Origin of the sequence: Labilithrix sp. (assembly GCA_019637155.1) — a bacterium.
GTDB lineage: Bacteria > Myxococcota_A > Polyangia > Polyangiales > Polyangiaceae > Labilithrix.
Genome location: JAHBWE010000001.1, coordinates 520180 through 539041, shown reverse-complemented (window position 1 = coordinate 539041; position 18862 = coordinate 520180). Strand labels below are relative to the sequence as shown.

Genomic DNA, 18862 nt, shown 5'->3' with positions numbered 1-18862 from the left:
ATGCGCACACTCGCCTTCCTCCTCGCCATGAGCGCGGGCGCGGCTTTTCTCGTGGGCGCGTGCGGTCCGCCGAGCGAGCCGCCGAAGCCGCCGGCGACCTCGACGTCGACGGAGCCGGACGCGGGCGAACCGCCCCTCAAGGCGTGCACGATGGACGCGAAGATGTGCCCCGACGGCACGTCCGTCGGCCGCGTCGGGCCGAGCTGCGAGTTCGCGCCGTGCCCCGGCGGCGAGTAGGCGCGTGCTATCATCCGTGCTCGCGCTCGGGCGAGTGGCGGAACTGGTAGACGCGCCGGTTTTAAAAACTGGGTACCTTGCGGGTTCGACTCCCGCCTCGCCCACCCGCGCTCAGTTCGGCGCGCAGGTGCCGGGCGCGTTCTTCTTGATGACGTCGAGGCCCGCGCGACACTCGGCGCCGACCTTGTCCTTGCCGAAGCGCTTCTCGCACGCCTCGTAGGCGAGCTTCGCGTTCGCGCAGTCGTGCATCGTCATGTACGCGTCGCCCATGCCCTGCAGCGTCTTGTCGAGCACGTTCGACTTCGGAAAGAGCTTCAGCAGGCGGTTGAAGTTGCCGAGCGCGGAGCTCGGGCGGCCGTCGGAGTTGTCGGCGTCGCCGGCGAAGAACAGCGCGTCGTCGGCGTGCTCGTCGGTCGGGTAGCGGTTCACGTACTCGGCGGCGAGGACGCGCACGGTGGGCCAGTCCTTCTTCGTCCAGGCGTCCTCGATCTGCTTGTAGTGCGCGACCTTGTCGGACGCGACCTGCACCGGCGGCGGCGGAGGCGCGGCGGCCGCGGCCTGCGCGCGCTTGAGGTCGTCGAGGCGCGCGTAGATCTCGGTGCGCGACGCGTCGATGTCGCGCTTGAGCTCGTCGACGCCGTGGTTCGCCTCGTCGACGCGGCCGGCGAGGTCGTTCAGGCGCTGCTTCGTCGAGAGGCTCTCGACCGAGGAGTCGGCGTTGGCGCGGAGCGCGTTGTCGAGGCGCTGCCTCGTCGCGTCGAGATCGGCGCGGAGCTGAAGCGCTTCGGCCTTCGCGGCGGCGGCTTCTTTCTGCGCGTCGGCCGCTTGGACGGCGACGGCGTCATGGTCCTTCTGCATGGCGAAGCAGCCGGACGAGAGGAGCGCGAGCGTGACGACGGTGAGGCTGAGCGTGCGCATACCCGCTGTTTTATGCGGAGGTTTCACAGGAGATCCACATTCCGGCATCTTGCCATCCTGGTCGCGCTCGCTTACGGATGTTGAGCGCGTTCTCGCGCACCCGATGGCGACCGCGACCGCTGACGTCGATCTCGAGCTGATCTCGGGACCTCCCTATCGGACGATCCTCCGGCTCGCGCTGCCTACGGTCGTCGCGATGCTCTCGCAGAGCATCGTCAACGAGATCGACGTCTTCTTCTTCTCGAAGCTCCCGCACCCGGAGAGCTCGAACGCGCAGGCGGCCCTCCTCCCCTCGCTCCTCCTCGTCTGGCTCTTCGGCGGCTCGCTCTCCGCGATCAGCGTCGGCACGCAAGCGCTGACCGCGCGCCGCTACGCCGAGCGCAAGTACGAGGCCGCGGGCACCATCCTCGCGAACGCCGCCTTCTTCTGCGCCCTCGCCGGCTTCGTCTTCATGCTGCTCGGCTTCCTCACCGTCGACGGCCTCCTCGGCCTCATCCTGAAGGTCCCGCAGGCGCACGAGATCGCGAGCTCGTACTCGCGCTGGCGCCTCCTCGGCATCATCTCGATGTCGGGGACGATGGCGCTCAAGGCCTTCTTCGACGGCATCGGCAAGACGTGGGTGCACCTCGTCTCCGCCGTCGTCATGAACGTCTGCAACATCCTGCTCTGCTGGCTCTGCATCTTCGGCCGCCCCGAGCTCGGCATCCCGCGCATGGGCGCGCCCGGCGCCGGCTTCGCCGCGTTCGTCGCGACGTGGATCGGCCTCTTCATCATGGTGTTCTACGCCGCGCGCGAGCGGGGCCGCTTCGACTTCCTGCGCTGGAAGGCGCTCTCGAAGTCGCTGACGTGGGACATCCTGAAGCTCTCGATCCCGGCCGGCCTCGCGACCGTGGTCATGATGGTCGGGTTCGGGCTCTTCGCGCAGGTCGCGGGCAAGCTCGACGCGCTCGAGGCGCTGAACGCGCCCGAAGGCTCGATCCACGAGGCGGTCAACGGCGCCGCGACGACGGACATCGTCGCGATCCTGAAGCTCACGTTCACCGCCTGCATCGCGTTCGGCACCGCGACCGCGACCCTCGTCGCGCAGTCGCTCGCCGCGAAGCGCCCCGAGGACGCGGATCGCTTCGGCTGGGCGAGCGTGCGCCTCGGCCTCGTGCTCTTCGGCGTCATCGGCCTCCTCGAGGGCGTCCTCTTCACGCCGCAGATCGTCCACTTCATCTCGCACTCCCCCGCCGTGCAGCACGCCGCGATGACGCCGATGCGCATGATGGGCGTCATCACCCCGATCATCGCGGTGGCGATGATCCTGAGCGAGGCGCTCTTCGGCGCGGGCAACACGAAGTTCGTCGCCGCCGCGCAGCTGTGCCTCGTGTTCGGGCTCCTCGTCCCCGCGGCGTGGCTCCTCGGCATCAAGCTCGACGTCGGCTTGAACGGCATGTGGACCGCCGCCGCGTGCTACTGCACCGCCGCCGCGGTCGTGATGACGCTCAAGTTCCGCGGCGGCACGTGGAAAAAAATCGTCCTCTGAGCCGAACCTTCGCGCCGGACCGGTGATTTTAGGAGCGTGGAATCGGACGAGGCGCTTCTTCTTCGCGTTCGCGACGGGGAGATCGAGGCGTTCGATCGGCTCTACGAGCGGCACGAAGGGCGGCTCTTCGCCTATCTCCGTGCCGTCACCGGTGACCGCAGCGACGCGGAGGAGGTGTTGCACGACGCCTTCCTCTCCGCGCTGAAGGACACGTCGGCGCGCCTGGACGCGGAGGGCTCCTTCCGCGCGTGGCTCTACCGCGTCGGCCGGAACCTCGCGCTCAACAAGCGGCGCGCGTCGCAGCGGCGGACGAAGAACACCGCCGCGATCCCCGAGTCCGAGGCGCCGCCCTCCGCCGCGGAGAAGCTCGAGGAGCACGAGCTCGAGGTCGCGCTCACGGAGGCGGTCGGCAAGCTGCCGCCCAACCTCGGGGAGCTGTGGCACCTCCGCACGAGCGGCCTCAGCTACGAGCAGATCGCGAGCGTCGTCGACGCCCCCCTCGGCACCGTCAAGTCACGGATCCACCAGATGGTGGTCGTCCTTCGTAAGGAGCTCTCGCCATGGATTGCACCGCCGTAACCCCCAACCTCGTCGCGTACCACGTCGGCGCGATCGACGACGCCGACCGCGAGGCGATCGAGGCGCACCTCGTCGGCTGCCGCGCGTGCCTCGAGGCGTACCTCGCGATCAAGCGCGCCGCCGACCGCGCCGTCTTCGAGCGGCCGCGGCCCGAGGTGAAGGAGCGGCTCCGCGCGGAGGTCCTCCGCGCGTTCCCGCCTCGCGAGGCAGGGCGGCGCGTCGCGTTCTTCCGGCGGCGCATCCCCCTCTACCAGGGCGTCGCCCTCGCCGCCGTCGCGGCCGCCGTCGTCGCGCTCGCGCCGAAGGTCAAGGAGCGGCTCCACCTCCGCGCGGCCGAGCCCGCGCCCATCGTCGACACCTCGCGCACGCGCGCCGAGAGCCTCTCCATCTACTGAGCAGGTCCGCCATGAAGTCCTTTCGCGTCTCTCCGTTCATCGCCGTTCTCCTCGTCACCTTCGCGTGCAGCGACGCGGCGCCCCCCGCCCCCGACGACGCCGCCGCGCGCACCGCGTCGAACGAGCCGCGCCCCCTGCCCGCGGACCAGACGCCGCCGCCGCGCTCGGTGACGCAGAACAACGTCCCCGAGGAGCTCGAGATCCCGCGCGAGTCGTTCAACGACGGCGCGCGCGCCTTCAACGAGGTGAAGAACGCGCTCCTCAAGAGCTACTACGCGGAGGGCATGAGCGAGGACGACGTCTACCGCGCCGCGACCGCGGGGATGCTCGCGCAGCTCGAGCCGCGGATGAGGAAGTACAACAAGCTCCTCTCCCCGACCGAGATCGCGGAGGTGAAGAACGACCTCAAGGGCGAGGTCGTCGGCGTCGGGATCCAGATCTCGTTCGACGAGAAGAGCGGCTACACCGACGTCCTCGGCACGATCGCGGGCTCGCCGTCGGAGAAGGCGGGCCTCGTCGCCGGCGACAAGATCGTCACCGTCGACGGCAAGCTCTACAAGGGCATGAAGCTCCGCGACGTGGTCGCCGACATCCGCGGCAAGGTCGGCACGAGCGTGACCTTGAGCGTGCTCCGCGGCGACAAGCTCCTCCCCTTCACCCTCACGCGCGATCGCCTCGTCTTCGACGCGCCGTCGGCCTCCTTCGTCGGCGCGCCGGACGACAAGCTCGGCTACGTCCGGATCCCGAGCTTCACCGAGAAGACGCCGGCGGCGGTGAGGGCGGGCCTCGAGGAGCTCGCGGCGAAGGGCGCGCGCGCGCTCGTCATCGACCTCCGCCACAGCCCGGGCGGCTCGTTCGATCGCGCGCTCGAGACCGCGGAGCTGCTCCTGCCCGAGGGCGCGCCGATCGTCACGCTGCAGAAGAAGGGCAAGCCGGAGGAGACGCACGTCTCGAAGGGCAAGCCGATCCTCGGCGACGTCCCGGCCGCGGTGCTCGTCGACGAGATGACGGCGTCGGGCGCGGAGCTCCTCGCGAGCGCGCTCCGCGAGCAGCGTCACGCGAAGCTCGTCGGCGCGCGCACCTACGGCAAATGGAGCGTGCAGGCGCTCGACGATCTCCCGAACGGCTGGGCGTACAAGTACACGCTCGGCCTCTTCAAGATCCCGGCCGGCAAGAGCTACGAGGGCACCGGCGTCTCGCCCGACGTCGAGCTCGCGATGGACGAAGGCGCGCTCGGCCGCGCCAACCACGGCAAGCCAGAGGAGCGCCTCACGATCGACGTGCAGCTCCGCACGGCGCGGGAGCTGCTCCTCCGCGCGCCGTGATTCAGCGCGTCACGCCTCGCACTCGGACTTGAACGCGGTGAAGTCGTCGGCCGGCGCGTCGCCGATCGGGGTGAGCTCGAAGTCGGGGACGTCGAAGCTCCTCGTCGCCTTGAGGTCGTAGTCGACGGAGATGCCGCCGGTGATGGAGACCGTGAGCGGGACGGAGTCGCCGGCGGCGCCGCCGACGCGGTAGGTCACGTCGGTCGAGGACCACGTCGCGTTGCCGTCGTCGTCGATGTTCAGCGTGTGGAGCTTGCCCTCGCCGTTCGCGCCGAGCGAGAGCTTCGACATGTTGCCGTAGACGCCAGGCGCGGGGCCCCACAGCGTGACGCCCTTCGCGAGGGCGGCCTCGAGGCCCTCGTACGTGTACGCGCCGGACGCGTCCTTGATCGTGAGGTCGCCCGTGAGCTCGGCGAGCACGAGGTTGTCGGCGAGCTCCTTGCGGATCGGCGCGGCCCACGGGCTCAGCTTGATGACGGTCTTGAACGCGGCGCACGTCGCCGTCGCCGCCGCCGCTTCCTTCGCGATGACGCCGAGGTCCGAGTTGTCTTCCATGCACGCGTCGATCGCGTGCCGCTTCGCCGCCGCGACGGCCGCCTTGTAGTGGACGAGCCCCGCGTTGTATGCGGCGGGCGAGCACGAGAGGCCGACGACGGCGGCCTCGTCGCCGCCGGTCGGCTCGGCATCGGAGTCGGTGCCCGCCTCCTGGCTGCACGCGAAGAGACCGAGGACCGAGGCTGCGAGGGCGAGGGTGCGTAGAGCGGACATGACGAGCCGTACAGCAAGGCATGCGCCATCCACCTACATTGTAACTACGTACGAATTGCGCAGAGTTACGCGCATGGCCCTGGGGGAAAAATCTGAAATTCGGGGTGAGGATGATCCAGCCCCGGCGGGCGTCACTTCCCCTTGATGAGGTCCATCAAGTCGTCCTCGCTCTCCTGACCCGGCGGCGGCTTCGGCTTCGTCGCGTCGCCGGCGTCCTTGCCGCCGCCCTTGATCAGGTCGAGGAGGTCGTCCTCGGACTCGTTGCCCGGCGGCTTGTCGCCGGCGTCCTTCGGCGCGCCGCCCTTGATGAGGGCCTCGAGGTCGTCCTCGTCGGTCGTGTCCGGCGGGGGGGCACCGGCGTCGAGCACCTCTTGCGGTGTCTCGTCGACCGGCATCTGGCCCTTCGGGTACTTCTTCTTGTCCTCTTCGCTGCAGGGCTGCGGGTTGTTGCGATCGAGCTGCACGCACTCGAGGAACCATGCTTCGGAGGGGACGCGGTTCTCCTTCGCCGCCTGGTCGCGCCACTTCTGGATGTCGGACTCGACCGGCGCGCTCGAGATCTTCGGGACGTAGGTGATGACGAGGAGGGCGAGCGCGAGGATGCCGACGAAGGGCATCGCGATGCGATAGAGCCCGATGACGGGGCGGTTGAAGCGGAAGCTCGCGATGAACAGGTTCAGGCCGAGCGGCGGGCACGAGAACGCGAGCTCGAGGTTCAGCACGAACATGATCGCGACGTGGAACGGCCCGAGGCCGAAGTACGCCGCGAACGGGAGGACGAGCGGGACCGCGACGAGGATCGCGCTGAAGCCGTCCATGATCATGCCGAGCACGAGCAAGAACAGGTTCATCACGATGAGGAACTGCCACGTCTTGTCGAAGCCGACCTTCAGCATCGCGTCGAGCACCTTGTTCGGGAGGTGCTCGTCGCCGACGTAGTTGATGAGCGCGTTCGCCATCGCGAGGATGAGGATCACGGCGCCGGAGAGCGCCATCGATCCCTTCGCGATGCGGACGAGGTCCTTCTTGATCGTGAGGTCTTTGTAGATCCAGACCTCGATCGCGAACGTGTAGGCGGCGACGAGGCCGGCCGCCTCGTCGATCTGGGCGAGCTGCGTCTTGATGCTGACGATGAGGAGCGCGAAGACGCCGAGCTCCCACTTGAAGGCCCAGAACGCCTGAAGCGCCTCCTTCAGGTCGAACTTCTGGCGCGGGATCTTCTCCGTGATGCCGACGTAGACGCAGTAGACCGCGAAGAAGCCGAGGACGATCGCGCCCGGCAAGATCACCGCCTTGTTCACGAGCTGGAAGTCGAGGCCCGTGATCATCGCGTAGACGAGGAGCGGGAGCGCCCACGGGAGGAGGAGGCCGAGCGAGCCGCCGGTCGTGACGAGGCCGAGCGAGAACTTCTCCGAGTACCCGCTCTTCCTGAGCGCGGGGAGGAGGAGGCCGCCGACGGCGATGATCGTGACGCCGCTGCCGCCGGTGAAGAGCGTGAACACCGCGCTCGCGATGACGCAGACGATCGCGAGGCCGCCCGGCATCCAGCCGAGCCACGCCGTCGCCGCGCGGACGAGGCGCTCCGGCGTCTTCGACTCGGCCATGACGTAGCCGACGAACGTGAATAGCGGGATTGTCGTGAGAATAGGCGAACCCGCGAAATACGGTCCGAACACGTCCGACGCGAGGCGGCGGAGCACCTGCTGGTCGGGGTTCGGGTGCGTGAGCCACGCGATCTCCGCCGCGCCGCCCATGATCGCGAAGAGCGGGGCGCCGATGAGGGCGAGCGCGCCGAGGAGCGCGGTGAAGAAGCCGCCCGCCGCGCCGAGGAGCACGACGATGACGCCGATGCCGCCGAACGCGGTGCGCGCGGCCTTCGGGTTGACGGTGGTGTCGGTGTCGATCGAGGCGCTCACGAGTGGCTCTCCTCTGCCGCGTGGTCGACCGCGTCGGCGAGGGCCGAGCTGTCGTGCGCGTGCGCGAGCTCGTCGTCGCCGTGCGCGGCGTTGGGGTCGACCTTGATGTGCCCCGAGATCGCGAGGAGCGATCGCACGATGAAGCGGAGCCCGATCACGAAGAGGCCGAACGCGAAGACGAGGTTCACGACCGGCACGAGGAGCTTCGCGACCTGCTCCGTTCCGCCGGGGATCGCGGTGACGGCGGGGTTGCGGAACTCGACCGACCCGTCCTCCGGGAGCTCGAACGCCTTCACTTCCTCGGGGTCGAAGCGCGGGCTCCAGCCGCCGCCCTTGAGCCACTCGTTCCACTCCTTCGGCGTGAGCCACTGGTTGTACTTCGTGCCGCCGAGGACCCTCGGCAAGGAGCGGAGGTCGAGCGAGATCTGGCGGCCGGAGAGGAACAGGTCGCGGCCGATCGTCGACGACACCGCGTCGACCTTCGAGCCCATCGAGGCGGGGCAGCGCTTGGTCGCGTCGCCGGGGCACTCGACCGTGGCCGGCGCGCGCATCTCCTCGACCGCGACGTAGTCGAAGAAGCCCCACGACGCGGAGATCGCGACGAGGGCGGCGGCGAGCCAGCCGATGACGGCGACCGGGACGCGCGCCTTCGGGGAGAGGAAGCGCATGACGACGTCGACGTTGATGTGCTTGCCCTGCGCGGTGGCGAGCGAGGCGCCGAGGAGCGCGAGCCACAGCGTGAAGCGCTTCGCGAGATCGCTCACGCCGCCGAAGAAGACGAGGATGGAGGAGTTCTGGAGCCACGCGAACAGGTTCGAGAAGTACTCGGTGCCGGCGTCGGTCCAGAGCCGCCCGGCGAAGAACCCGGCGACGACCGCGCCGGTGGCGATGACCTGGCCGTACGCGTGCTTCTTCGTGAAGCGGTGCGCGACGAGGCCGAGCACGAGCGCGCAGAAGAGGCTGCGGAAGAGGCCGCCGGGCCCCCCCTGCCCCGTCGACGAGAGCGCGCGGATCGCGATCCAGAAGACGAGGGTGAGGATCTCGGCGACGAGGACGACGGCGCAGAGACGCGCCTCGAGCTTCGTCCAGGCGCGATCGAGCCTCGCGATCGGCTCACCCCACGCGGCCTTCTCCGGCTTCGGCTCCGGCCTGGGCTCGGCCTTCGGCGGCGGGTCCTTGGCCTCGGCCTTCGCTTCGGGCTTCTCCTCCGCCTTCGCTTCGGACTTCTCCTCGGCCTTCGCTTCGGACGTCTCGTCCTTCACCGCGGGCTCGTCCGCGTCCTCGGGCTTCTTTTCGTCCGCCATGGCGATCGCGAGGGTACACAAAGCGGCGCGAGGGGGCCCAGCTTCCTCCCAGCGCCGGTGGGCCAGGATTGCGTAGAGCAGGCTCCGCTTCTCTGAGCGTGGCTCCGCGCTCGCAGAGGTGTTGTCTGTGTTATCAACGTTGCATGAGCAACGACTCGACGACGCTCTACCTGCGAGGAATGTCGCGAGCGCTCGTTCGCGAAGCGAAGGCGGAGGCGGCTCGTCAAGGCAAGACGCTCGCCGCCATCGTGAGCGAGAGTCTCGCGCAGACGCTCGCCCGTGGACCCCGGCGCAATGCCGACCGGTCCGCGTCGAAGAAGGACTGGGCGTGGTACGAGCGCAATCACGCCGACCTCCTCGAGCGCTACCGAGGCGAGTACGTGGCCGTCGTGGATCAGGCTGTCGTCGACCATGACGCCGACTTCACCAGGCTGGCCACGCGGGTCTTCGCCCGGCTCGAGGGGCGGGCGGTCCTCATGCCTCGTGTGTCACTCACGCCAAAGCGGGTCATTCGACTCCGTTCGCCGCGAGCCCTCGTGAAACGACGCGTTCCGCCGACATGACACGCTCGTTTCACTACGACCGAGACTTCGAGCCGCCGGCGCCTGTCGTCGACATCGTCGTGTCGAATCCGTCGAGCGGCGCCAGCATGTCCGTGCGTGCGCTCGTCGACACGGGGGCCGACGCGACCGTCATCCCCGAGGACGTGGCCGAAGAGCTCGAGCTGCACGTCATCGAATACGCGAGCCTGGAGGGGGTCGTTGGAAGTCACGACGTGACGGTGCACGGAGCGATCGTTCACCTCGCCGGCGTCGCGCTTCCTCTCGGCATCGTCGCGCACGCCGACGAGTGTGTCGTCGGGCGGGACTTGCTCACGCACTTCGTCACGCGCCTCGACGGCCCTCGAGCGACTGTGACGTTCGAGGTCAGACCGCAACGTGGCCGCCCACCGCGAACGAGACGATGACTCGCCACAACCCCCACTGAAGACTGGCCCGATCGCTCGGGCGGCGTGTCAGCGGACGGCGCGCGGGGTCCTCAGGACGAGCGCGGCGCGTTCGGGTGTGACGAGCGGCGCGAGGATCTTCCAGGCGCGCTTGGTCTCGCCGGGATCCCAGCGTACGATGAGCTCGTCGTCGACGTTCATGGCCATCGCGAGCGAGAGGCAGTGATGCCGACGATGTCCCCCGCGACCGCGATCCGGTCCTCCGTCGCCTGCGCCGTCCAGGCCTCCGCGAGATCGCCTTTCCGGTCGGGTGCAGAGACGTGAATCTGTCGAAAGTCGGCGAACAACTTCATGTCGCCGACAAAACCACAGACGATGTCCACGTGTCGAAGCGCTATCGCGCCGACGGACGGATGACGACGAGGGTGTATCGTCGCGGAGATGAGCTCGAGGGGTCGCCGCGTCGCGTTCTTCGCGTTGGGGCTCGTGGCGTGTCGTTCGCGCTGCGGAGATCCGCCGTCACCGGCGCCGGTGGTCGACGCCGCGCCGATCGACGCGGGTGGGCCGACGCTCGACGCCGGCGCCACGGAGCCCGCGGAGCCCGCGGACGCGAGCGTAACGGCGCGCATCGGGGCGGAGATCTTGCAGAGCGAGCTCCTGCCGAACGGTCACGTCCTCGTCACGACGCAAAGGTCGATTTGGGACTGGGACACGACCGCGGCGGACGCGGGGCTCCGGCGCATTCCGCTCGGCGGCGAAGGAGGCGACCCCACACCGTACGTCGGGTTCGGCTCCGTCTTCGTCGTCGAGCGTGTCGACCAAACGAGTCGCTCGCTGGAGGTGTGGAACGTCGCCGAGGGGGCAAAGGTGAAGACGTTCGCAGGGCGGTGGAGCGCGGCGCAGAGCGCGGCCGCCGTCGCGAAGAACAAGCGGCACTTCCTCCTCGCCGTCTGCGAGGCGGAGGCGTCCGACTGGGAGACCTGCGCCGTCGGCGTCTACGCGCTGCCCTCCGGCGCGCTCGTTCATCGCACGCACATGCCGGCGCTCCGCTTTGAGCGGTATTTCGCGTCCTTCCGGCTCTCGCCGAACGGAGCGTTCTTCGGCTTCAGCCACGGCTGGCTCGCCTCGATGGTGTACCGCGTCCAGACCGGCGACCTCGTCCATCCGGCCGACGGGAAGCTCGATCCCGAGCTCCAGGACGTGAGCGCGCCGTCGATCGTGAGCCTCGACGACCGGCGTGTCGTCATCGAGGAGAACGCCCGCGGCAAGTACACGTTGACGAGCTTCGTGGAGGACCTCGAGAGCGGGACCTTCGACGCCGAGCTCGGGAGGAACGACTTCGCGCGGGACGCGACGGTCTCGCCGGACGGCAAGCGCATGGCGGTGCTCCTCGAGCAGCGCGCGCTGGCGACGATCGCGATCTGGGACCTGGCCGACAAGAGCGTGAAGAAGCACCGGCTCCCCGGCACGCTCTGCGCGCACGGCTGCAGCATTCGCTGGGCGAACGATCACAAGATCGATCTCCACGTCCGGCCGGAGCGCTCCTCCGATCGATCGCCGAAGCGCATTCACGTCGACGTCGCGTCGGGCGCTCAGACCGCCGATCCCGAGAAGATGCCGTCGCTCGCGCGCGGCGGCTTCCAGGTCTGGTTCGACGCCGATCGCAGCATCCCCGAGAAGGCGGACATCCCGGCGTCCGTCGACACGATCGTCACGCCCGACGGCACCCGCCGCGACGTCCCCGCGCTCGAGCTCCCGCTCGCGAGCCACGCCGTCGACGCGGCCTTCCTCGACGTCGTCGGCGGTCGCCTCCTCCTCCGCGGGCGCTCGAAGCTTCGCGTCATCGCGCGCGACGGCGTGGTCCGTGAGCTCGAAGGTGGCTGATGGCGAGCATGAGGCGTGGTCCTCCTCCGCCTCGTGACCCTTGACGAGCTGGGCCGACGTGCGCAGCTTGCACGCGCTCGTCATGTGCGCGCTGGGCTCTCCCTCATCCTCCTCACGGCTCGACGCCTCGTCGGCGTTCGCGCCGTCGTCTGGGATCTGGAGAGCTAGGTAGTCGGACATCGCTCGGACTCGAGCGAACGAAAGGCCGCCTAGGGAAACCTGGGCGGCCTTTTCGTCGTGCGTGCAAGTCCCCTGGAGCCGGATGGGCCGGCGGGGTGAATCGTTCGAAGAGAAAGAAGGGCTGGCAACCCGACAACACCGTCATGAAGACCCATGTCAACGTCGGCACGATCGGACACGTCGACCACGGCAAGACCACGCTCACCGCCGCGATCCTCGCGGTGCAGGCGCACGCGAACCTCGCGCGCGCGAAGAGCTACGGCGACATCGCCAAGGGCGGCACCGTGCGTGACGACACGAAGACCGTCACGATCACCATCTCGCACGTCGAGTACGAGACCGCGACTCGCCACTACGCGCACATCGATTGCCCCGGCCACGCCGACTACATCAAGAACATGATCACCGGCGCCGCCCAGATGGACGGCGCGATCTTGCTCGTGGACGGCAGCCAGGGTCCGCAGCACCAGACCAAGGAGCACATCCTCCTCGCGCGTCAGGTTGGAGTCGAGCGCGTCGTGGTGTTCGTCAACAAGGTCGACATCGCCGATCCCGAGCTCCTCGAGCTCGTCGTCGAGGAGACCAAGGCGCACCTCGCGGCGCAGGGCTACCACGACTCCCCCGTCGTGCTCGGCTCGGCGCTGAAGGCGCTGCGCGATCCCGCGAACGCGGGCGCGTGCATCCGCGAGCTCCTCGAGGCGATGGAGGGTCACTTCCCCGATCCCGTGCGCGACGTCGCGGGCGCCTTCATGATGCCCATCGAAGGCGTGCACACGATCGTCGGTCGCGGCACCGTCGTGACCGGCCGCATCGCGCGCGGCGTGCTGCGCGCGGGCGAGTCGGTGGAGATCATCGGTCTCGTCGACGGCGAGCAGAAGCCGCGGCAAGTCGTCGTCACGGGCATCCAGATGTTCCACAAGGATCAGACGGAGGCCCGCGCGGGCCAGAACTGCGGACTGCTCCTCCGCGGCGTCGGTCGCGACGAGGTCGTGCGCGGTCAGGTGATCATCGCGCCCGGCTCGGTGAAGAGCCGCACCAAGGCGAAGGCCGAGCTGTTCGTCATTCCCACCAAAGAGGGCGGACGGCACACGCCGATCGTCACCGGCTACCGCCCGCAGTTCTTCTTTGGAACGACGGACGTGACCGGCACGCTCGTCGGCCTCGGCGATAGCGACATGATCCTTCCGGGCGATCACGCGGAGGTGTCGGTCGAGCTCCAGAAGCCGGTCGGGATGGAGGCGGGCATGCGGTTCGCGGTCCGTGAGGGCAGCAAGACCGTGGGCGCCGGCGTCATCCTGAGCGTCGAATGAGTGGACAGCGGCGGTGGGGGGAGGAGTACCTCACCGCCGCGTTCATGGCCTGACTACAGCGGTGCCACCGAGTGTTCCGGAGGCTTCTGCGCGACGCTACGCGAGCTCGTCGGTCGACGAGACCGTGAGGAACGCCGCCAGCTCCGTCCGCGACGACACGCCGAGTCGACGGAACGCTTCATGGAGATGGGAGCGTACCGTCTCGCGCGATATGCCGACGCGGCTGGCGATCGCGACGTTGTCGGCGCCGTTCGCGGCGAGCTCGGCGATCTGACGCTGTCGCGGCGAGAGGAGCTCGGAGACGGCGAGGGTCAGCTTTCCGTGCGGCGGGGGCTCCCGGAAGAATAGGACGAGAGCGCGCCGGCTCTCGCCCTTCACCGGAGGTACCCAGGCGAACTCGACGCGCAGCGTCGGAAGGAGCAAACGGGATCGTGAGCCGACCTGGCCGTGGAAGAAGGTCGTGGCGGCCTTCGCGACCATCCGCTCCACGCGACTCCATCCACTCGCTGTAAGAGGACCGAGCTCCCGCATGAACGTCCGCCGCGCGCGCGCCGACAGCATGACGTCGAGCCGCGGAAAGCCGACGTGCGCTTCCCCGTCGGTGAGCGGCCTCGCCGAGGCACCGGACCGTTGGTGCTCGAGCGCGAGGACCGCCGACTTGGCGGAGAGCGCGCCTGCGCAGTGAGGGTAAAGGAGGCGCGCGAGGGTGACGTCTTCGGACGACACCAGAGGCATGCCCTCGAGCCGGTACGTGGCCACGAAGATGTCGTCGCGAAACGCGGTGGGGAAACGGAAGATCAGCGCGTCGCGTATCTCCGCGCGCGAGAACGCGGCGTAGATCGGTAACGCGACGATCGCAGGCGTCAGGTGCTCGCTGACGACGTACGGCGTCCCCGCCGGCATCTGCTGCAAGAACGGACCTGAGGGATCCTGGTCGCGATGACGCGTGTGCTCTTCTGGCCAAGAGTCGGGGACGTCGCGCTGCGCGGAGAAGGAGTGAAACCCGTACTGTCCGACGACCATTCCACGCATGCCGAGCGCGCCGGAGTAGAGGACGAGGAGCTCCTCGACGTCTCCGTCCGAGACGACCCCACGATGGAGGAGCGCCGTCAGCTCGCGGAGCATCGTGCCGCGCGATTTCCTGGCGTGCTTCCCTCCCACTGTCGAGCGACGGTACCACGTTGCGTCAGAGCATCGAGGCTACGGTCGTGCAGCCGGGCGTGATGCAGACGCCGGCAAAGCTCATCGGGGTATGGGAGGCCCCGCTGGCCCCTTCTTCTCCCCGCTCGGCGGGCAGCCGAAGAGCGCCGCGGCGGCGACCAGCGTCAATGCGAGAGCGCGCACGCGCTCATCATAGCTTCGTCTCGTCGAACTCTCGAGGGCGCGCTGACACGGGTGCGCCTCGTCGATGACGTGCGCGGCGTGCTCGCGGACGACTGCACCGAATACCTCGGCCTGTCGATCATCGGCGCCGACGCGTCGCACGTCTATTACTCGGCGGCGTCGCCGGACTCCCCGTCGTTTCCGAAGAGCATTCAGCCCGACAAGGTCTCCGTCGTACGAGTCTCGAAGACGGCGGTGAAGGCGCCGTAGGCCGCCTTCACCGCGCCGGTCTGCAACTCGAGCGCGAGGGCGAGGGCGACGCGCTCACGTCGAGCGTTCGAGCACGACGATGTCGCCGCGCGCGGTGCCGACGCACACGAGGCGTCCGTCGCGCGTGGCCGCGATGCTCGTGGGCGCGCCGCCTTCGAACGGGAGGGTCTCGATGACCTCGTCGCCGTCCAGGAGCTCGAGCATCGATCGCGGCGAGCGCCGCTCGGCGCGGGCGACGACGCGGCGAGCGCCGTCGAGCACGCACGTCGCGAGCGCCTTGCCGCGGCGGGCGTTGAACGGCTCGAGCTCCGGGGCGGCGAGCGTCGGGGGTACGACCGTCCACGTGAACGTCGAGAGTGTCCAGTCGCGTTGCTCTCCGTCCGCGGAGAGCGTCGTGAGCTTCGTCCCATCGCGCGCGACCTCCAGCGCGACGCCGCGGGTGCGGTGGCGCGGGAGCTGTTCGAAGAGCCGCGCGCTCTCGAGGTCCCAGAGGAGCACGCGTCCGTCGTCGCCGAACGAGAACAGCATCGTCTCGCGTTCGGGCTCGAGCGCGAGCGCGGTGACGGCGCCGACGTGACACGTCTCGCGCGGCGCGATCCGCCGCTCGTGCGCGAGCTCGTAGACCTCGAGGCCCTCCGCGCGGAGGCCCACGAGGAGCCGCCCGCCGTCGAACGCGAGCGTGCGCGCAGCGAGCCCGGCGAGGCGGTGACGCGGCTCGGTGTCGGGCGGCGCGTAGACCTCCACGTCGCCGTCGAGCGCGATCGCGAGGAGCGCCTCGTCGTCCGACAGCGCGGCGGTCACCGCGCGCTTCGCGACGCTCCAGCGAACGGCGCCGTCCGGATCGAAGGTCCTCACCTCCCGGCCCGCGGCCCAGAAGCGACCGTCGCGAAAGAACCCGCACGCGTCCGCGTAGCCGTCGATCGATGCGAGCACCTCCGGGCGCCGGCCGCCGAGATCGTGCAGCTTGACGTCGTAGCCGTCGGCGACGATCGCGCGCCGGGCGTTGTGAGCGAGCGCGCAGGCGCGGACGTGCTCCTTGACGACGAGCGCCGGGAGCTCGCTCTTGCTCTTCACCTGGAAGCGGTGGACGGTCCGGTGGTCCGCCGTCAGCAGGACGCCGGCGCGCTCGTCGATCCGGGCGACGGAGCGATCCGTCACGAGGAGCTTCGTCCGGCGTCGCGTCCCGAAGTCGACGACGTCGACCCCGGTCCACGTGCCCACGAAGGCGCGCTCGCCGTCGGCGGAGCGGCACATCGACTGGGTCGCGCCGGGCTCGCCGGGCAGCGTGAACGCGATCTCGCCCGCGCGACCCCACACCGTGACGCCGTCAGGGTCGACGCTCGCGTCGTCGAACGGAAAGGGCAGAAAGGCGCGGACCGCGGGCGCGCGCAGCATCGCCTCCGCGCCGAGGACCACCTTCCGCCGGTAGGCCATGCGACCATCGAAGCACGGTCCACGCGATCATGGCCCCCGTGAATCGTGCTTCACGCTCGACGCCGGAGGAGGCATCTTCTCGCGCCTGATGAGCCGGGCACATGCGTTGCTGACGTCGCTCGACATGCCCTTTCGCTTGGCCGCGTGCGCCGCGGCCTTCGCGCTGGTCGGGTGCTCGACCACGCTCTCCACGCTGCAGCCGTCCGAGCCGATGAAGCCGGGGCACGTCCAGGCCACCGGCGCGCTGAACGTGAACGTCCCGGCGTCGCGCATCATCGACGCCGTCGACACGACCGCGACCCTCGGCGACCGCTACGCGTCGAACCCGCAGTACCAGCCGAGCGACGTGGAGCAGCGGCAGGCGCTCGCGGCGGCGGTGGGGCTCGGCCTCAGCTCTCCGGGCGTCACGCCGGACATCATGCTCCGCATGGGCGTGGTGAAGAACCTCGACGTCGGGCTCCGCTGGTCGTCGATCAACGCGCACCTCGACGCGAAGTACCGCTTCCTCACGACGAAGGACCCGACGGCGGAGGAGGAGAACGACGCCGGCTCGTTCGGCAACGGACCCGACCGCGGCTTCCAGGGCGCGATCTCGATCGGCGTCTCGAAGTCGCTCTACAACGGCTTCGTGTTCGATCTCTTCGAGCAGCTCGAGATCGACGACTACTCGCGTTGGAACATCGAGGTCCCCGTCATCTTCGGGACGCGGATGAAGGACTTCGGGCACGTCTGGTTCGGCCCGAAGTACATCTATTCGCGCTACTCGGTGGACGCGATCCTCCAGAACGTCGGCGCGGTGCCGCGGACGAGCGGCTCGATCCATCACATCGGCGGCTTCGGCGGTGTCGCCGTCGGCTACAAGGTCTTCTTCGTTTTCCTGGAGCTCACGGTCGCGAAGATGTTCGCGGAACCCACGATCTTCGGTCAGAAGACGGACCTCGGCGGAATCGTCGCGATGCCGGCCTTCGGACTCATGCTGAGGCTCTAACGAACGCCGAGCTTGCTTTGGGCAACCAACGAATGGGGGTGATACCAACCTTCCATGAGCCGTCTACCGCTTCACACCGTCCTTCAGCGCATCGTCGGGGCCGCGCTCGCGTCGTCCGCCGGGGTGGTCACGTATGCGTGCTCGGGATCGCTCGACACGGGAGCCCCCGCCGACTCGGGAGCCCCCGCCGCCCCCGCCGACACGATCTTTGCGCACGAGAGCGAGTTCACGTGCCCGATGTCGGTTTCCGACGCGCTGGCTGCGGTGAAGCCGGCGCAGCCCGTCGACTACCTCGAGCTTCGGACCGTCTTGCACACGACCGGCGATGATGGGGGGCCCGTCGCGGTATGGACCGCAGACGCAACGTACGGAACCCCTTGCGCGACGGCGACGGATGGAGCGTGCGTCACGCAGCTCGCCGCGTTCGATGCGCTTCCCTATCCGCGGGGCTGGCCGCGCGGCTGCCAGCCGTACGCCCGGACGCCGCACCAGATCCTCCTCTACACGCGGGGCAACACGGCAGGCTCGGTCGAGAGCTACGAGGCGATGCGCGAATTTCTTGGAACGATCGGCAGCGTCGCCGAGGTGCGTCTGCTCGTGGATGCCGCCGGTCGCCGGTTCGAGTGCCTCCCGGGAGGAAAGAAGCTCGGCGTTCGCGTCGTCGCCGATGGCTCCTTCGAGGTCCTCGAAGGCGGCACAAACGATGAAATTGGGCATATCGTTCGTACCCGCGTGCGGATCGGAACGGACGGGACCTGGACGCAGCTCGAGCAGGAACGGTTCCCGGATGGCGGGCTCGCGGCTTCCTTCTACTCTTGCTACGGCCGCCGGCCCGATGGGCTCGTCGCGCTTTCGCCGGCCGAGAACAGCTCCGCGACCCTCGCCTTGCACTTCGCGAACATGGCGCATCTCGAGGCCGCGAGCGTCGTCGCGTTCCGCCGGCTCGAGAGCGAGCTCCGTGCGCTCGGCGCGCCTGCGTCGTTGATCGCGCGCGCACGTCGCTCGCGCCGCGACGAGATCCGACATGCCCGCGAGACGGCGGGCCTCGCGCGGCGCTTTGGCGGCGTCGTGCCTCCGGTCGAGGTGGAGCTGGAGGTCGATCGGGACCGCTTCGCGATCGCGCTCGAGAACGCGGTCGAGGGCTGCGTGCGTGAGACGTACGGGGCGCTCGCGTCTGCATTCCAGGCCAAGCGCGCCGCTCCGGAGCTCCGCCCGACGCTGCACCGCATCGCGGTCGACGAGGCGCGCCATGCCGAGCTCGCGCACGACGTTGCGGCGTGGCTCGAGCCGCAGCTCAGCGCGGACGAGCGCGCGCGTATCGCGGACGCAAAGGCAGGAGCCGCCGCCGATCTCCGCCGCGGCCTCGCGATCGAGCCGGGCGTCGAGGTCCGGCGCGTCGCGGGGATGCCCTCCGCGCGCGAGGCGCGTCTCCTCCTCGACGGCCTCGTCCGCGCGGCATGAAGCGCGGCGCCCAGAGCCGCGTCGTGACGAGAGGTTGGTGGACTGTCGTCCACGAGCCTCGGCGACGCGAGTCCGTGCCGTGACGATCCGCGGACT

19 protein-coding genes and 1 tRNA gene are annotated in these 18862 nt (G+C 69.3%); 13 read left to right on the top strand and 7 right to left on the bottom strand.

Annotation, left to right across the window (positions count from 1 at the left end; all coding sequences use genetic code 11):
• Window positions 1–237 carry a hypothetical protein gene (locus tag KF837_02355; GenBank protein MBX3226120.1) on the top strand — a complete coding sequence of 79 codons (237 nt, stop codon included), beginning with the start codon at window positions 1–3 and terminating at the stop codon, window positions 235–237.
• Window positions 238–265: 28 nt separating this feature from the next.
• Window positions 266–341 (top strand) — tRNA-Leu (locus KF837_02350).
• 7 nt (window positions 342–348) lie between these two features.
• Here the strand turns inward: KF837_02350 and KF837_02345 are convergent.
• The gene (locus KF837_02345) at window positions 349–1155 is read right to left on the bottom strand and encodes a hypothetical protein (GenBank protein ID MBX3226119.1); all 807 of its coding nucleotides are present in this window, start codon (window positions 1153–1155) and stop codon (window positions 349–351) included.
• A 103-nt stretch (window positions 1156–1258) separates the two neighbouring features.
• Here KF837_02345 and KF837_02340 point away from each other — a divergent pair, with 103 nt between their 5' ends.
• The 4 genes from KF837_02340 to KF837_02325 are packed head-to-tail and all read left to right on the top strand — an operon-like array spanning window position 1259 to window position 4982.
• A complete protein-coding gene (locus KF837_02340; GenBank protein ID MBX3226118.1) occupies window positions 1259–2683 on the top strand; it encodes an MATE family efflux transporter in 1425 nt (474 codons plus the stop codon).
• A gap of 36 nt (window positions 2684–2719) precedes the next feature.
• Window positions 2720–3262, top strand: coding sequence for an RNA polymerase sigma factor (locus KF837_02335; GenBank protein MBX3226117.1), 543 nt, complete (start codon window positions 2720–2722; stop codon window positions 3260–3262).
• Window positions 3244–3657: a zf-HC2 domain-containing protein gene (locus tag KF837_02330; protein MBX3226116.1), complete on the top strand. Its 414-nt coding sequence runs from the start codon at window positions 3244–3246 to the stop codon at window positions 3655–3657. Before KF837_02335 ends, KF837_02330 begins: the two co-directional genes overlap by 19 nt.
• Window positions 3658–3668: 11 nt before the next feature.
• On the top strand, window positions 3669–4982 hold the full coding sequence (locus KF837_02325; protein ID MBX3226115.1) for a S41 family peptidase: 1314 nt from the start codon (window positions 3669–3671) through the stop codon (window positions 4980–4982).
• A gap of 9 nt (window positions 4983–4991) precedes the next feature.
• On the opposite strand, the gene KF837_02320 is transcribed toward KF837_02325, so the two are convergent.
• The 3 genes from KF837_02320 to KF837_02310 all read right to left on the bottom strand — a co-directional run bounded on the left by KF837_02320 (window position 4992) and on the right by KF837_02310 (window position 8970).
• The gene (locus tag KF837_02320) at window positions 4992–5750 is read right to left on the bottom strand and encodes a hypothetical protein (protein MBX3226114.1); all 759 of its coding nucleotides are present in this window, start codon (window positions 5748–5750) and stop codon (window positions 4992–4994) included.
• 131 nt (window positions 5751–5881) lie between these two features.
• The gene (locus tag KF837_02315; protein MBX3226113.1) at window positions 5882–7666 is read right to left on the bottom strand and encodes a TRAP transporter large permease; all 1785 of its coding nucleotides are present in this window, start codon (window positions 7664–7666) and stop codon (window positions 5882–5884) included.
• The gene (locus KF837_02310; GenBank protein ID MBX3226112.1) at window positions 7663–8970 is read right to left on the bottom strand and encodes a TRAP transporter small permease subunit; all 1308 of its coding nucleotides are present in this window, start codon (window positions 8968–8970) and stop codon (window positions 7663–7665) included. Before KF837_02310 ends, KF837_02315 begins: the two co-directional genes overlap by 4 nt.
• A gap of 143 nt (window positions 8971–9113) precedes the next feature.
• Between KF837_02310 and KF837_02305 the strand changes: the two genes are divergently transcribed.
• A complete protein-coding gene (locus KF837_02305; protein ID MBX3226111.1) occupies window positions 9114–9533 on the top strand; it encodes a hypothetical protein in 420 nt (139 codons plus the stop codon).
• Between the two features lie 92 nt (window positions 9534–9625).
• Window positions 9626–9937, top strand: a complete 312-nt coding sequence (locus KF837_02300) for a retroviral-like aspartic protease family protein (protein MBX3226110.1) — start codon at window positions 9626–9628, stop codon at window positions 9935–9937.
• A 176-nt stretch (window positions 9938–10113) separates the two neighbouring features.
• Here the strand turns inward: KF837_02300 and KF837_02295 are convergent, their stop codons facing one another.
• The gene (locus KF837_02295; protein MBX3226109.1) at window positions 10114–10299 is read right to left on the bottom strand and encodes a hypothetical protein; all 186 of its coding nucleotides are present in this window, start codon (window positions 10297–10299) and stop codon (window positions 10114–10116) included.
• 58 nt (window positions 10300–10357) lie between these two features.
• On the opposite strand from KF837_02295, the gene KF837_02290 reads away from it, so the two are divergent.
• Together KF837_02290 and KF837_02285 are read left to right on the top strand one after the other, a co-directional pair.
• On the top strand, window positions 10358–11800 hold the full coding sequence (locus KF837_02290; GenBank protein MBX3226108.1) for a hypothetical protein: 1443 nt from the start codon (window positions 10358–10360) through the stop codon (window positions 11798–11800).
• Between the two features lie 323 nt (window positions 11801–12123).
• A complete protein-coding gene (locus tag KF837_02285; protein ID MBX3226107.1) occupies window positions 12124–13290 on the top strand; it encodes an elongation factor Tu in 1167 nt (388 codons plus the stop codon).
• A 96-nt stretch (window positions 13291–13386) separates the two neighbouring features.
• Here the strand turns inward: KF837_02285 and KF837_02280 are convergent, their stop codons facing one another.
• Complete coding sequence (locus KF837_02280; GenBank protein MBX3226106.1) at window positions 13387–14451, bottom strand: helix-turn-helix transcriptional regulator; 1065 nt, start codon at window positions 14449–14451, stop codon at window positions 13387–13389.
• Between the two features lie 234 nt (window positions 14452–14685).
• Between KF837_02280 and KF837_02275 the strand changes: the two genes are divergently transcribed.
• The gene (locus tag KF837_02275) at window positions 14686–14883 is read left to right on the top strand and encodes a hypothetical protein (protein ID MBX3226105.1); all 198 of its coding nucleotides are present in this window, start codon (window positions 14686–14688) and stop codon (window positions 14881–14883) included.
• Window positions 14884–14937: 54 nt separating this feature from the next.
• Here KF837_02275 and KF837_02270 read toward each other — a convergent pair whose 3' ends face one another.
• The gene (locus tag KF837_02270; protein MBX3226104.1) at window positions 14938–16317 is read right to left on the bottom strand and encodes a WD40 repeat domain-containing protein; all 1380 of its coding nucleotides are present in this window, start codon (window positions 16315–16317) and stop codon (window positions 14938–14940) included.
• 124 nt (window positions 16318–16441) lie between these two features.
• On the opposite strand from KF837_02270, the gene KF837_02265 reads away from it, so the two are divergent.
• Both KF837_02265 and KF837_02260 read left to right on the top strand, forming a co-directional pair.
• Window positions 16442–17305 carry a hypothetical protein gene (locus tag KF837_02265; GenBank protein MBX3226103.1) on the top strand — a complete coding sequence of 288 codons (864 nt, stop codon included), beginning with the start codon at window positions 16442–16444 and terminating at the stop codon, window positions 17303–17305.
• A 54-nt stretch (window positions 17306–17359) separates the two neighbouring features.
• The gene (locus KF837_02260) at window positions 17360–18766 is read left to right on the top strand and encodes a ferritin-like domain-containing protein (protein ID MBX3226102.1); all 1407 of its coding nucleotides are present in this window, start codon (window positions 17360–17362) and stop codon (window positions 18764–18766) included.
• Window positions 18767–18862: the final 96 nt, after the last annotated feature.

Excerpts from the sequence above, each read along its gene's own strand:
- KF837_02270 (MBX3226104.1), bottom strand. The coding sequence starts at position 16,317 with ATGGCCTACCGGCGGAAGGTGGTCCTCGGCGCGGAGGCGATGCTGCGC.
- KF837_02260 (MBX3226102.1), top strand. The coding sequence starts at position 17,360 with ATGAGCCGTCTACCGCTTCACACCGTCCTTCAGCGCATCGTCGGGGCC.
- KF837_02305 (MBX3226111.1), top strand. The coding sequence starts at position 9,114 with ATGAGCAACGACTCGACGACGCTCTACCTGCGAGGAATGTCGCGAGCG.
- KF837_02340 (MBX3226118.1), top strand. The coding sequence starts at position 1,259 with ATGGCGACCGCGACCGCTGACGTCGATCTCGAGCTGATCTCGGGACCT.
- KF837_02290 (MBX3226108.1), top strand. The coding sequence starts at position 10,358 with ATGAGCTCGAGGGGTCGCCGCGTCGCGTTCTTCGCGTTGGGGCTCGTG.
- KF837_02325 (MBX3226115.1), top strand. The coding sequence starts at position 3,669 with ATGAAGTCCTTTCGCGTCTCTCCGTTCATCGCCGTTCTCCTCGTCACC.
- KF837_02265 (MBX3226103.1), top strand. The coding sequence starts at position 16,442 with ATGCCCTTTCGCTTGGCCGCGTGCGCCGCGGCCTTCGCGCTGGTCGGG.
- KF837_02285 (MBX3226107.1), top strand. The coding sequence starts at position 12,124 with ATGAAGACCCATGTCAACGTCGGCACGATCGGACACGTCGACCACGGC.
- KF837_02345 (MBX3226119.1), bottom strand. The coding sequence starts at position 1,155 with ATGCGCACGCTCAGCCTCACCGTCGTCACGCTCGCGCTCCTCTCGTCC.
- KF837_02320 (MBX3226114.1), bottom strand. The coding sequence starts at position 5,750 with ATGTCCGCTCTACGCACCCTCGCCCTCGCAGCCTCGGTCCTCGGTCTC.
- KF837_02355 (MBX3226120.1), top strand. The coding sequence starts at position 1 with ATGCGCACACTCGCCTTCCTCCTCGCCATGAGCGCGGGCGCGGCTTTT.
- KF837_02310 (MBX3226112.1), bottom strand. The coding sequence starts at position 8,970 with ATGGCGGACGAAAAGAAGCCCGAGGACGCGGACGAGCCCGCGGTGAAG.
- KF837_02330 (MBX3226116.1), top strand. The coding sequence starts at position 3,244 with ATGGATTGCACCGCCGTAACCCCCAACCTCGTCGCGTACCACGTCGGC.